Source organism: Lysinibacillus sp. FSL R7-0073 (assembly GCF_038009065.1).
In the GTDB taxonomy this organism is placed as follows: Bacteria; Bacillota; Bacilli; order Bacillales_A; family Planococcaceae; genus Lysinibacillus; species Lysinibacillus fusiformis.
This window is the reverse complement of record NZ_JBBPAS010000001.1, coordinates 2,208,031-2,221,509: the sequence shown is the minus strand read 5'-3', so window position 1 is coordinate 2,221,509 and position 13,479 is coordinate 2,208,031. Positions and strand designations below refer to the sequence as shown.

The 13,479-nt window shown below is 38.3% G+C and carries 15 protein-coding genes and 1 pseudogene; 7 read left to right on the top strand and 9 right to left on the bottom strand.

The window, feature by feature from the left end; translation table 11 throughout:
• The first annotated feature begins 446 nt into the window (after positions 1–446).
• The 3 genes and pseudogenes from MKY88_RS10930 to MKY88_RS10920 form a co-directional block, all read left to right on the top strand.
• Positions 447–815, top strand: coding sequence for an ImmA/IrrE family metallo-endopeptidase (locus MKY88_RS10930; RefSeq protein ID WP_445669180.1), 369 nt, complete (start codon positions 447–449; stop codon positions 813–815).
• 228 nt (positions 816–1,043) lie between these two features.
• A complete protein-coding gene (locus MKY88_RS10925) occupies positions 1,044–1,514 on the top strand; it encodes a hypothetical protein (protein ID WP_328203578.1) in 471 nt (156 codons plus the stop codon).
• A gap of 17 nt (positions 1,515–1,531) precedes the next feature.
• Positions 1,532–2,068 (top strand): annotated as a pseudogene (locus MKY88_RS10920) (site-specific integrase); the annotation flags it as partial.
• 73 nt (positions 2,069–2,141) lie between these two features.
• Here MKY88_RS10920 and deoD read toward each other — a convergent pair.
• Both deoD and MKY88_RS10910 read right to left on the bottom strand, forming a co-directional pair.
• Complete coding sequence (gene deoD / locus MKY88_RS10915; RefSeq protein WP_008174795.1) at positions 2,142–2,849, bottom strand: purine-nucleoside phosphorylase; 708 nt, start codon at positions 2,847–2,849, stop codon at positions 2,142–2,144.
• Between the two features lie 111 nt (positions 2,850–2,960).
• Positions 2,961–3,179, bottom strand: coding sequence for a YozE family protein (locus MKY88_RS10910; protein ID WP_069481235.1), 219 nt, complete (start codon positions 3,177–3,179; stop codon positions 2,961–2,963).
• A 244-nt stretch (positions 3,180–3,423) separates the two neighbouring features.
• On the opposite strand from MKY88_RS10910, the gene MKY88_RS10905 reads away from it, so the two are divergent.
• Positions 3,424–5,265, top strand: coding sequence for a methyl-accepting chemotaxis protein (locus tag MKY88_RS10905; RefSeq protein ID WP_340813615.1), 1,842 nt, complete (start codon positions 3,424–3,426; stop codon positions 5,263–5,265).
• A gap of 322 nt (positions 5,266–5,587) precedes the next feature.
• Here the strand turns inward: MKY88_RS10905 and msrB are convergent, their stop codons facing one another.
• The 5 genes from msrB to MKY88_RS10880 all read right to left on the bottom strand — a co-directional run bounded on the left by msrB (position 5,588) and on the right by MKY88_RS10880 (position 9,112).
• The gene (gene msrB, locus MKY88_RS10900; RefSeq protein WP_340813614.1) at positions 5,588–6,016 is read right to left on the bottom strand and encodes a peptide-methionine (R)-S-oxide reductase MsrB; all 429 of its coding nucleotides are present in this window, start codon (positions 6,014–6,016) and stop codon (positions 5,588–5,590) included.
• Entirely contained in the window at positions 6,009–6,542 is a 534-nt protein-coding gene (msrA, locus tag MKY88_RS10895) for a peptide-methionine (S)-S-oxide reductase MsrA (protein WP_291759087.1), read from the bottom strand. Before msrA ends, msrB begins: the two co-directional genes overlap by 8 nt.
• A 12-nt stretch (positions 6,543–6,554) precedes the next feature.
• Positions 6,555–7,136 carry a YpmS family protein gene (locus tag MKY88_RS10890; protein ID WP_193831845.1) on the bottom strand — a complete coding sequence of 194 codons (582 nt, stop codon included), beginning with the start codon at positions 7,134–7,136 and terminating at the stop codon, positions 6,555–6,557.
• A gap of 4 nt (positions 7,137–7,140) precedes the next feature.
• Entirely contained in the window at positions 7,141–8,070 is a 930-nt protein-coding gene (locus MKY88_RS10885) for a GDSL-type esterase/lipase family protein (protein WP_258268621.1), read from the bottom strand.
• A 199-nt stretch (positions 8,071–8,269) separates the two neighbouring features.
• Positions 8,270–9,112 carry a DegV family protein gene (locus tag MKY88_RS10880; RefSeq protein WP_340813611.1) on the bottom strand — a complete coding sequence of 281 codons (843 nt, stop codon included), beginning with the start codon at positions 9,110–9,112 and terminating at the stop codon, positions 8,270–8,272.
• A 274-nt stretch (positions 9,113–9,386) separates the two neighbouring features.
• Between MKY88_RS10880 and trhA the strand changes: the two genes are divergently transcribed.
• A complete protein-coding gene (gene trhA / locus MKY88_RS10875) occupies positions 9,387–10,022 on the top strand; it encodes a PAQR family membrane homeostasis protein TrhA (RefSeq protein ID WP_258268620.1) in 636 nt (211 codons plus the stop codon).
• A 14-nt stretch (positions 10,023–10,036) separates the two neighbouring features.
• Here trhA and MKY88_RS10870 read toward each other — a convergent pair whose 3' ends face one another.
• Together MKY88_RS10870 and MKY88_RS10865 are read right to left on the bottom strand one after the other, a co-directional pair.
• Entirely contained in the window at positions 10,037–10,531 is a 495-nt protein-coding gene (locus MKY88_RS10870) for an HIT family protein (protein ID WP_340814822.1), read from the bottom strand.
• Positions 10,532–10,589: 58 nt separating this feature from the next.
• A complete protein-coding gene (locus MKY88_RS10865) occupies positions 10,590–11,066 on the bottom strand; it encodes a dihydrofolate reductase (protein ID WP_069481226.1) in 477 nt (158 codons plus the stop codon).
• Between the two features lie 161 nt (positions 11,067–11,227).
• Here MKY88_RS10865 and MKY88_RS10860 point away from each other — a divergent pair, with 161 nt between their 5' ends.
• Both MKY88_RS10860 and MKY88_RS10855 read left to right on the top strand, forming a co-directional pair.
• A complete protein-coding gene (locus tag MKY88_RS10860) occupies positions 11,228–12,145 on the top strand; it encodes an alpha/beta hydrolase (RefSeq protein ID WP_340813609.1) in 918 nt (305 codons plus the stop codon).
• Between the two features lie 61 nt (positions 12,146–12,206).
• Positions 12,207–13,403, top strand: coding sequence for a class I SAM-dependent rRNA methyltransferase (locus tag MKY88_RS10855; protein WP_069481224.1), 1,197 nt, complete (start codon positions 12,207–12,209; stop codon positions 13,401–13,403).
• The last annotated feature ends 76 nt before the right edge of the window (positions 13,404–13,479 follow it).

The following is a 13,479-nucleotide window of genomic DNA, read 5'->3' as shown; positions in this document are numbered from 1 at the left end:
TATTACATAAAAGAACAAGGTTACCTAACAAATAAACAATTAAGAGATTATGTGGAATACGTATACAAACAATCAAATACGTTAGGATGGACTTTTCTTATTACTGGATTCATAACTTTAAGTAAAATCGCAATAGCACCAGCAATTTGCTGGAGGTGCAGCAAACTTTGATATAGTTAAGGAACAGGTTTATGCAGGAAAAGGAATGGGATGGGCACATATGTAAGCAGATGGCCCTAATACATTAAGTATAATACCTAGAAGAGATTTTTCTTCACTCACAATAAAATATACAAAATAAAATTTCCCTTTCATAATGAATATTGAATAGTACAGTATTGACAGATTCAGGCATGAAGATTAAAACATTTGTTACCACGTGACCGCCATAAAAAGGCGGTAAATACGGCACGAGTAATCCTTTTAAGTTAGCCGATCTACTTGGAATAGTGATTGTTGTTGAGCCATTAGGGCCAATTTATGGCTATTATAGTAGATCTCACCGTACCAAAGTAATTCATATCAATGAGAATATACCACACAATAAACAGTTTTCAACATGCGCTCATGAACTAGGCCATGCTGTATTACATCCAAACGAAAATACCGGATTTTTAAAATTAAATACATTACTTTCTACTGAAAAAATTGAAATAGAAGCTAATACATTTGCTGTTGAACTATTACTACCTGATGATTTATTTAACGATCAAATATTTTCAGGTTTTACCATCTATGATGCAATTGAAGAAAAAGGCGTTCCACTTGAACTACTTTCTTTGAAAATAGTAGATGGTAAAAAAATTTTGCCCTAAACAGAACAAACATTCCCTTTGAAGGTGGTGATTATTATCTAAAAAAGGTTGTTAAGGATTGTTGTTAATTGGAAGGAGGAAATATTGATGGCAAGTTACAGAGAATTAGAACCTAGTAAAAAAGCCAAGCCCCGTATTGAAATCACTGTAGAACTAGGGTATGACGACAAAGGAAAGCGTATTTGAAAATACAAAACAGTTACTTTAAATAGTCTATCCGAAAAATCAATAAAAAAAGCTATTACCGAATTTGAAATCCAAGTTTCAAATGAACCAAATGTTAGTTCAGAAAAAATTACTTTTGAAACCTTTGCTGAGCGTTGGATGGACATGTATGTAAAAATTGATCTTTCAGTAAAGAGTAGAAACTCGTATGAGTCATATTTAAAAAATGGTATTTTAGATAGTCTTGGTTCATTACAGATGAAAAATATTAAAACATTTCACATTGTGCAATTTTTTTCTAAACAAAAGAAAGAAAATAAAAAGTCATTAGAAGGAAAATATATGGCTTTAAAAAGTATTTTTAGTACAGTCATTAAATGGCAAGTTATAGAAACCAATCCGATGATTGGTGTAGAAAGACCCTCTCAATCTAAAAGGTATAAGGAAATTGAGTTTTATGATGAAGAACAATTGAAATCACTCTTAAAAAAAACAAAAGAAATGTATCCTAAACATGCATTACAGATTAACTAGCAGCACTAGTAGGTTTACGAATGAGCGAAATTGCTGGAATAAGACATGAAAGCATAAATTTTATAAACAATACCATATATATTGACTCGACACTTCAATATGATAAAGAAGTAAAAAAATTTTTCTTAGGTACCACAAAAACAAAAAGATCACATACTGTCAATGTCCCTATTGAGTTAACGAAAGAAATAAAACAATATGCAAAGGATCACAAGAAGTTACAACTCGCATCAGGTGAAGCTTGGAAGCCGATGAAGGATAATGAGGGCAACTCAATAAATCTACTATTTACAAAAACAAACGGCTTTCCTTCACATCCAGATAGTATGTCTGGAAGATGGCGTGAGATTGTAGACCGTCACAATTTACCTAAACTAACATTTCATGGTTTAAGGCATACCTACGCATCTTTTATGATTAGTAAAAATGTAAATTTTAAAATTATTCAAGAACAACTTGGACATGTTAACATTCAAGAAACGATTAATACCTATAGCCACTTAACTATGAAAGACAAAGAAAAAGCAACCGACTACTTCAACTCCATTTTATAAAAAAACGGTCGGTTTTTGGTCGGTTGCTCTTATTTAAGGTATTTAATACATGTTGAAAACCTTGTTATATCAACTAGTCTTGAATAGCTGCCTCTAACGCTACAACCATCATGTCGTTGAAAGTCGTTTGACGTTCTTCTGATGTTGTTACTTCGCCAGTTAAAATGTGGTCACTTACTGTTAGAACAGAAAGTGCTTTACGGCCGAATTTAGCTGCTAATGTGTAAAGAGCTGCTGATTCCATTTCTACAGCTAGTACACCGTATTGTGCTAATTTTTCATTTTGATGCTCATCTGAGTAGAATAAATCTGCTGTGAAGATATTCCCCACTTGTAAGTTAAGTCCAGCATCTTTTCCTGCGTTATACGCTTTTAATAATAGGTCAAAGTCTGCGATTGGTGCGAAGTCGATAGCACCGCCCCAAATGATTTGGTTCATACGTGTATCAGATGTTGCTGCTTGCGCTAAAATCACGTCACGCACTTTCACATCTTTTTGAATTGCACCACAAGTACCTACACGGATTAACTTTTGAACATCATATTCTTGCATTAATTCTGTCGCATAGATTGAAATAGATGGCACACCCATACCAGTTCCTTGTACTGAAATACGTTTGCCTTTATACGTACCCGTATAACCAAACATATTACGTACCTCGTTGTAGCAAGTTACATCTTCTAAAAATGTTTCCGCGATGTATTTTGCACGAAGTGGATCTCCTGGAAGTAAAATTGTGTCAGCGATTTCACCTTTTTTTGCATTAATATGAACACTCATACTGCAATCCCTCTTTTCTGTCAGTTATCACTATAAATAATACTGTGTTTCTGTCATTTACGCAATGCTAGACGTCTAGCAACTGAAAAATTATTTATAGTTTTCGTACAATTATGCCTGTCCCTCATATAACTCCCACAAATGATCAAAAGCTTCAATTGTTAAATTTTCTGTTGCATAGGATTCAATGTAGTTAGATAACTCATTAAAGTCTGTACTTTGCTTTGGAAAATTATGCTCATGAAACATTTCCTCTGCAAACCGTACCTTGGCATCGGACCAGTCGCCGCCCCGAAATGTAAGGACATATAAATAAAAACTTTTTTTCATCACACAATTTCCCCTTTTTTGCATTTACTTTTCGATAGTGTATCAGAAAAAACGTTATTCGTCATAATTCCCACTACTAAGATATATTACCTATTCATAATTTTAGAACTATTTTCTTGGATGTCCTGACTTTTGACACAGTTATATCTATCAGAAAAATTTTAATTTTTAGAAAAAATATAGAAAAATCTAGTAAAATAAGATAAAATTGAAATCGATTACTAAAAAATAGGAAGGTGATGCGATGAAAAAGACTAAAAAAACTCATGATGCAGCAAAAAAACGCCCGACTCTCTTCACTTTTAGCTTTTTTAAGAGTAAGAAAGCCTCTATACAAGAGGAAACCGGGATTAATCCCCCTCCTATTAAAGAAAAACGACAACGTTTTTACCATTTAATTCGAGGCAAAGTGCTTATTATGTTCGCACTTCTTATTGTAATTAACGGTGTAATGGGTATATTGTCTTACGTCAATATACAGAAGCTTCAGCAGGAGATGGAGGACTTCACTAAGAAGAATGTCCTTGAGCAATTAACAGTTAACCAACTTGCGTATGAAATAGCAAGGTTGACGAATTTGGAGCAAAGTTACTTAATAACAGGGAATGGCATTTATTCTACCTCATATCATTTGAAAATTGACACCATTAATAAAAAATTAGCAGCATTAAATGAACAATTTCAGGATCGGCAAGTTGAACTTGGTCATATGCAGGCCATTGATCAGTATTATAGAAATTACCTGGATTATTCAAAAAAAGTAATGACTATGCGTGATGAACTTGGTCTTGAGCAGGCTCGTAAGCTTATGATGGGTGCTACTGGGGAAACAATGAAAACGCATATTGATACTAATATCGAATCCATAAATATGGTGATGGATGAGTCGAATAAAGCAAAGTTAGACAAGCTTAATCAGCAAGTCAACCTTTCGATCGCTACATTTTTTATCGTATCCATTATCGGCTTTTTAGCGATCATCATTTTCGGTTTCATGTTATTTAAATCTTTGAAACGTAATACACAAGCGATTAATGACTCCATCCTTGATATTGCTCAGGCAGGAGGCGATTTAACTAGACGTGTGAAAGTGCGAAATCGCGATGAATTTTCCATTATTGCTGCTTCCACAAATACGTTGATTGAGTCGATTTCCAATTTAATTCGACGTGTAAGCGAACTGGCTGATCATGTATCAAGTAGTAGTCAGGAACTCATGTCGTTAGCAGATGAAAATGCTCGTACTATTCAAGATATTGCAGATGCAACCGCAGATATTGCAAGCGATAGTGATAATACCATTTCTAGTATGAATAGTGCGCAACAAAAAATGAGCGACCTAGAGCACTCTATGCATCAATTAAGCGAACAAGCCAGTGCCGTACATCGTGCCTCAATAGCGATGCAACAAGCAGCCGATGAAGGAAGTCTTTCTGTGGAGCAATCTTCGCTTGTTATGCAATCAATCGAAGAAACAATGGCTTCCACAACATCCACGGTCGAGGCGTTAGGTCGTAAATCTGCCGACATTACATCGATCATTGGTACCATTACAGCCATTTCCGAGCAAACAAATCTATTAGCTTTAAATGCAGCGATTGAAGCGGCTCGAGCTGGGGAGCATGGTCGAGGCTTTGCCGTGGTTGCGGATGAAGTTCGAAAACTAGCAGAGCAATCCCAAAGTGCTGCCAAGGAAGTAACTGCTATAGTGACATCTATTCAGGATGAAGTCACATCCATCATTGCCCAAAACCATGAAGGGGTCACTACTGTTATTCGTGGCGTAGAAGTGACCAATGAAACCAATCAATCCTTGGCCAACATTTTATCGCATACAGAAGAAACTACAACGATAATTGCAGCCATGGTGGATAAAATTGCGTCGACACTGGACTTTAGCAACGCGGTAGCAAGTGACTTCATTCACGTCAATGCCTATGCCGAGCAGTCCGCAGCTAACACCGTAACATCCGCCGCCGCTGCCACACAGGGCTCGGCTTCCATGCAGGAAATCAACGCGGCTGCCACAGAGCTTGCCCAACAAGCAGACAGCCTCCGTAATTTAGTAGGTGCATTTAAAGTTTAAGTTTTTTATTACGAATTTGTGAGGGAGATCTTTTCGTTGGAAGGATCCCCTCTTTTTTTGGCTGGGGAATGCTTCCATTGGGGAGAGGTGGATTAGTCACGGTCAGGGTGGCTAATCGGCTCTTTGTGAGTTATGTCCCTCTCTTTGAGCAGGCTTTCCGTCACTTTCGGAGTTCTATCTGTCTCTTTGCCCGTTCTATCCACCTCTTAGCTAATTCCCTCCATTCATTAGAATTCTTCCTCTACCTCTCCCCACCCTTGCGGCTCGATCCGTATCCACCCAAACAAAAAAATCCTAGCAAGATTGCTCTTGCTAGGATTTTTTATTTGAATAATGAAAGGAATTGGCTATAGCCTTCTTTTTCTAGATCTTCTTTTGCTATGAAGCGAAGGGATGCTGAGTTAATGCAGTAGCGTAGGCCTCCTAGTTCGCTTGGGCCGTCTGGGAAGACATGTCCTAGATGGGAGTCTGCTTCTTTACTGCGTACTTCTACCCGGCGCATACCGTGGGTTGTGTCGAAGTGCTCGGTTACTTCTTCTTTTTGGATGGGCTTCGTAAAGGCTGGCCAGCCACAGCCTGAGTTGTATTTGTCCAATGAGCTGAATAGTGGTTTTCCAGAGACGATATCCACATAGATGCCCTCTTCAAAATGCTCATCGAACTCATTGCGAAACGGTGGTTCTGTGCCATTTTCCTGTGTCACATAATATTGCATGTCTGTCAGTTCTTTTAAACGTTGTTCTTTATTCATGTTTATTCCCCCAGTGATGCTCTTGATATGCTCGGCGACCGCTTCCAACCGAATAGCGTTCGTAGTGCATTGGATTTTTCTTATAATAATATTGGTGATAGTCCTCAGCCGGGTAAAATGTGCTAGCAGGTAAGATTTTCACCATGATCGGTTTATTAAACTTTCCAGAGGCTTCTAAATCAGCCTTTGAACGCTCTGCTAATTGACGTTGTTCTTCATTATGATAGTAAATGGCTGTTGTGTAGGATTCGCCGCGATCATAAAACTGGCCACCTGCATCTGTCGGGTCTATTAAGGTCCAATAGATAGACAGTAGTTGCTCATAGCTATAAAGATCATCATCGTATACGATTTGGACAGCTTCTGCATGTCCGGTAGTTTCTGAGCACACTTGCTCATAGGTTGGATTGACAACATGTCCACCTGTATAGCCTGATAGCACCGACTCAATGCCAGGTGTTTCGTCAAATGGCTTGACCATACACCAAAAACAGCCTCCTGCAAATGTTGCATATTGCTTTGCCATTCATCTCACTCCTTATTCACCAGGAACAATAATTTCTAATAAAATTTTGTCATTTGGTAAGTCCAATTCTTTAGCACGGACACGTGATCCGGATGCAATGTTAACGCGCGATAAATCAATATAGATTTCTGCTTTATTCGGGTTCACGGTAATCCATGAAGGGAATTCCACCGAATCCCGCATAATTTTCATCGTCGTCTCCGGCGGAATATTTAATAGCCCGACATTCATTCCCGTCTGCTTTAAAATAATATTGCCCTTGTCATCCACAATGGGCTCAAAATTCATGGAAATTGGGATTTCCGTGTAAAATACCGTGAGCGTGCTTCGTAATTGAATATCATCACCGATTGTAAAATCAAGTGGTAAAGGCGAGCCTTTTGCTGCATCCTTTAAATATTTTTTGGAAATCGATTCTAATTCCTTTGTTGTGGTTTGCACCACGAGTACATTTCCTTTGCTTTCACTTTCACCTGCTGAACTCTTGGCAACATCGACTCCATCTACTGGTCTAGTTGCTAAAAAAACGACGAGGAGGATTGCAAAAAGCACTGTGCCTGCTAAGGCGAAAAACGCGACTTTCCATTTATTCATTTTGTCACTCCTCGAAGCCTATTGCCTTGTTAATCTTTTCTTCCATACCACACTGCTCCATTGCTGATAGTATACGTTCTGTCATTTTTTCATATCCCTTTGCATTGGGGTGGAAAAAATCAGTATGATAGACGAGCTCTTCATTTGAATCAAATAAATCCTCCACCGATACATAGCAAGCATTGGAATCTTCGCTCGCTACTTCCTCAATCACATTATTCCATTCTGTGATAATTGTATCGAATTCATTCGCCTCATTGGTCACAATCGAAAACGGATTATAGAATCCAATGAGTAGGATGGGTACTGTCGGATTTTTTGCACGAATTCCTTCAATGATTTTGCTATAGCGCTGCTTATACGTCCGCAATTCTTTATCGAATGCGTCACGCTTCAAATTAAACAAATCCTGTTTAACAACTTTCATGACATCATTGCCACCCATTGTTAAAGAAACGAGCTGCGCTTGTTGCAACTCTTCATCATAATGCCCTTTTTTCACTAATTTTAGTAGCTGATCACTGCGTCTGCCCCGTTTGCCACGATTATCAACATCTACCTCGGAAATCGAGGGCCACGTAAGCAATGAATCTGCTAATCTTCCTACATAACCGTCTTGACTATACTCATCACCGACACCATCTGTTAATGAATCTCCTAGTGCCAGATAATGCAGTTGCTTTGCATTTTCTTCATCAATTTGCGATAAATCCTCTGCTGATGGCTCAAAAAAATGTTCAAAAATTTGCGTCAACATATTCTTGGAGGTTTTTTCCTCTTCTACTGTTTGTTGCTCATCCTGCGTCATATCTTGCTCCGTTTCTGCTTGCTCACCGTCAGGCTCTGCTTGCGGATTCGGCTCATCGATTGATATTGCACAACCACTTAGTACTAAGACGGTCAAACATGACAACATAAATCGCCAAATGTCCATTTGACCACCTTCCATCCCTTTCTGTACCTTCTATTATAGAATAGTTCATACCCTAATGAAAAGTGACTTACCCTCTGTTCTCCATAATTTTGTGTTGTTGCCAAATTTCCTCTTTTCCAAATAGCCGAACAAGCATCCAGCTTTAAGAGCCAAAACGAAAAAAAGCCACTACATTTACTTATGTAGTAGCTCCTCACTATTATTCTGCAAAATAAATAAATCCGATGGCACCTGGTCCAGTATGTGTCGAAATAATTGGAGATGTAAAGGCAATCTCAACATCATTAAAACCAGTACCTTCGATTAACTCTTTTAATGGATTCCCCATTGTGATGAGGCCATCTGCGTGAGAAATACCGACAGCTTTGACTGTTTTCCCAGCCGTATCTGCTTGGAATTGTTTAAATAAGTAATTCACTACCTGTTTATGGCTACGCACCTTAGAAACAGGATTGTAAACGCCACCCTCTAGGTTAGCAATAACTTTAATGTTCAGCAATGAACCGATAAAGCCCGTTCCTTTACCAATTCGACCACCTTTAATAAGATTTTCAAGCGTATCCACAATCACATATAAATTTGTATTTGCACGTACTTTATCCAGACGAGCTACGATTTCTTCAACTGTCGCTCCTGCATCGCGCATTTTAATTGCCTCACGTAGCTGAATAGCTAAACCGATCGCAATAAAGCGGGAGTCAATCACAGTCACATCAGCGTCTGTCATTTGAGCTGCTTGTCGTGCTGACTCTACCGTGCCACTCATACCACCTGTCATATGGATGGAGATAATTTGATCGCCTTCCTTGCCTAGCTCATCATATAATTCCTTAAATTTCCCTGGCGCAGGCTGTGAACTTTTCGGTAAATTTTTAGCATTTTTCATTAAGCCTAAAAAAGGTTGTGGCTCTAAATCCACACCATCTATATATGTTTCACCATCAATTTGAATTGTTAATGGCACGATATGTATGCCATGCTGTGCTACTTCTTCTTTTGTTAAATCACAAGTTGAGTCCGTTACTATATGAATTCGTCCCACTTCGACACATCCTTTTACTTCATTAAAATTTATTATATAGACTAATGAATCATTATGTAAACATGACATTTGTCATTAGGCAAAGCATTGATTTCTTGAGAATGTAAACGCTACCTTTGATACTATAGCGTTTCCTTTATCTCTTGTCTATCAAAGCCCCTAAAAGAATATGACAGCCTTATGACATTTTTGATATGAAATATATGACAAATGTAAATGTTCATGTATAAATTATTGGGGTATAGTAAATATATGAACGAAAGGAGTGTTGTAAATGATTGATTCATTTGACTATAAATCTTGGAAGGAAGAGCTGTGGAATGCTATTACACACGGTATTGGCTTTATTGCAAGTATTCCGGCTCTAGTTGTTTTACTGCTTACAGCTGTGCAAACAGGTAATGCTCTACATATTACTACTTTTAGTATTTTTGGTGCCTCTGTCATCATCCTGTTTTTAATGTCCACATTGCTACACAGTATGCCAGAAAAATATAAACACTTTTTCGCTATTTTGGACCACTCGTCCATTTACATTTTAATTGCCGGTACGTATACGCCGTTTTTATTAATTGCTGTTGGTGGCACCCTAGCCATAACTTTATTAAGTATTATTTGGTCCCTCGCAATATTAGGTGTTCTTTTTAAATGTTTCTTCATTAATCGTTTTGAAGTGCTATCCTTAATTTTTTATATTGGCATGGGCTGGCTAATCATCTTTGCTATTAAGCCTGTTTACTTATACTTAGGATTTTACGGCTTTGCTTTACTACTTGCAGGTGGACTGTTCTATACAATTGGAGCCATCTTTTATGCTTGGCGTTCTCTACCTTATAACCATGCAATATGGCATCTTTTTGTGTTAGCTGGCTGTGCTTCCATGTACGCTTGTGTGTACTTCTATTTATAAAAAAATCGCTCCCTTCATAAGGAGCGATTTTTTATGGATTCTCGTAAAAGCTTAATAGCTTCTCTTACTTCTTTTTCATGCTGCTCATTACTCAAATTATTTCTTGCATGAAGTAACACTGGCCTCAAGGATTCAACGGATCGCCCAAATGCATTCATCCAGTCATAGCGAGGCACCATCCAAGTATGGAAATGATGAGTCGTATCTTCGTTGTAAAAATAATAAACGTATTCTATGCCCAATACTTCCCTTTGAGCTTTTCTAAATTTTGTTAAGAGTTTGATGTAATCCAGTTTTTCGTCATTATTTAATTCATCAAAGCAATAGATGTGACGCTTTGAAGCTAAGATAACTAATCCTTTTATAGGATAAGCTATATCCTGGTGGGCGTGAAAATAATCCGTTTCAATGACAACACCACCATTAGGCTCGACCTGTCCACTTATGATTGCACAGCTCAAGCAATCAACATGAGCAATTTCTCCACTCGATAACATGATGTTGCGCAGCAATATCTCCCCTAAATATAGAAGTAGCACGGTCTATCAAAACCGTGCGTTTCCCATGTTATTTACGTTCAAAAATTTGATATTGGAAAGTATAGCCTTCTGAAGCTGTTTCGGGCTGTTCAGCAGAAACCTCTACAAAAGCCTCCTCATAGCTCGGGAAAAAGGTATCGCCCTGAAAAGAATGGTTAATTTTCGTAATATATAAGCGATCTGCCATTTCCATCGATAAACGGAAAATTTGCTCGCCGCCAATAATCATGATTTCCTCTACATCCCCTGCTACCGCTATTGCTTCTTCTAGGCTTGTCACAGTTTCAATGCCTTCCGCGTGATAATTTTCATCTCGTGTAATAACAATATTGCGACGTCCTGGAAGTGGACGACCAATGGATTCAAACGTTTTTCGTCCCATTATCATTGGCTTGCCCATTGTTTTGTTTTTAAAATACTGCAAATCTCCTGGTAAATGCCAAGGCATTCCGTTATTATAACCTATTACATGGTTGTCATCATGTGCCACAATTAAAGAAATCATACTGTCCCTCCAAATACTTTCTTCCCTTTTATTATAAACACAATTCGCTAATTTCACCTCTATTATGAAAGAATTTTCTTTTTCTAAAATTAAATCCTAGTAAAATTATACGAATAGTTTATAATATAAGTAATAAACGTCACGATAAAGGACTGATGAGGATGACTACTTTAAGAAAAGAAGCTGTTCATTATATTCAAGATCAACATGTTGCTACACCTTACTATCAAGTTACACCACAGGAAGCACGCGCAATGCGTACTGTTACGCCATGGCAATCACCACACAAGCCAAAATTAGCGTTGATGCAAGACCAACAAATTACAGTGCGTGATGGTGCTCAAATTACGCTACGACTTTATATACCTACTCATGACCAACCATTACCTGTTATTGTTTATTATCATGGCGGTGGTTGGGTATATGGTAATTTAGAGTCTGTTGATGCTGGCTGTCAGCTTTTAGCAGACCAAGCGCAAGCTATTGTGGTTTCAGTGGATTATCGTTTGGCTCCTGAATTTCCTTTTCCAACTCCATTGCAAGATGCCTACGATAGCTTAGTATGGGTGCATGACCATATCGAAGCATTTGGCGGCGATGCTGCTCGGTTGACGGTGGCTGGGGATAGTGCCGGCGGTAATTTAGCAACTGTTGTGGCCTACTTAGCTGTAACTTCAGGTGGACCGTCTTTGCAAGCACAAGCGCTCATTTATCCTGTTACGAATGTGGATTTCACGACCGTTTCCTATCAGGCTTATGGGGAAAATTTCGGCCTAGATAAACAGGGCATGCAATGGTTTTCTCAACACTATACGGATGAATCGAACTTTACAAATCCATTGGTGTCTCCCCTACAGCTCGAGGATGTAAGTCATATGCCTAAAACCCTCCTCATTGCAGCAGAGGCAGATGTTCTCTTTGATGAAGGTTTAAGTTATGCCCAAAAACTGACCGACGCTGGAGTATCTGTGGAGCATATGACCATGTCTGGTTTAATTCATAGTTATTTTAGCAAAATGAATTATTTTGAAGAGGCAACAATCGAAACGGTGGCAAAAATTGCTGAATTCCTGAAATAAGTTTGGCTATCCCATCCAAACAGTGCGATAATAGAGCAAAACGTTTTTAAAGGATGACAACATGACACAAACAATTGCACTACAATTAAAACAGCCTTTTGCTGATCAAGTAAAAAAAGGCTACCCATTAATTTCAAAAGATGCAGTGGATGCACGACAACTACCTTCCGAGCAAGGGACACTGCTTAAGCTGATGGATCACCATAATCGTTTTATTGGTACAGGTTACTACGGTATTCAAAATAAAGGGATTGGCTGGGTACTGACGACAGATATAGATGAAACCATCGATAAAGCTTTTTTCATTAAAAAGTTCAAAAAAGCCATACAGCTACGAGAAGCATTCTTCCAAAATGAACATACAACAGCCTTCCGTGTTTTCAATGGCGAGGGTGATGGCATCGGAGGTCTAACTATCGATTTCTTTAATGGCTACTATATGGTGAGTTGGTATAGCGAGGGCATTTACTCGTTGAAAGAAGTCGTTTATGAGGCGCTTGCTGAAACCATCAACTACCAAGCAATTTATGAGAAAAAACGATTCGATAGTAAAGGGCAATATATGGAACAGGATGATTTTGTTATGGGGACTCCTGGCGAATTTCCAATCATGGTTAAGGAAAATGGGATGACCTATGCAGTCCATTTAAATGATGGTGCTATGACTGGGATTTTTCTTGATCAACGGGAAGTACGATTAGCTATTCGTGAGCGCTATGCGAACACAACAAATATGCTAAATACCTTTTCCTACACTGGGGCATTTTCTGTAGCAGCCTCGCTTGGAGGAGCTATTAAAACAACAAGTGTCGATGTTGCGAAGCGCAGTTTAGCCAAAACGATTGAGCAGTTTAGCGTCAATCAAATTGATTACGAAGCTCAGGATATAAAAGTAATGGACGTTTTTCATTATTTTAAATATGCACAGCGTCACGAATTAAAATTTGACCTTGTTGTATTAGATCCACCAAGCTTTGCCCGCACAAAGCAAATGACGTTCTCAACGGCGAAGGACTATCCAAAATTACTGAAGGATACGATTGCGATTACAGCCAAAAATGGCATTATTGTGGCTTCTACAAACAACGCAAGCTTCGGTATGAAAAAGTTTAAAGGGTTTATCGACCAAGCATTTAAAGAGACTCGTACACGCTATAAAATTGTAGAAGAATACGGTTTACCAAAGGATTTCCGTGTGCCTCGTGAATATCCTGAATTTAATTATTTGAAGGTCGTTTTTATTCAAAAAATGGACTAACTGATCTGGAATCACACTTTGCTGTGATTCTTTTTTCTATAAAAAATGGCTTAAGAAGTATGTTCACTTCTTAAGC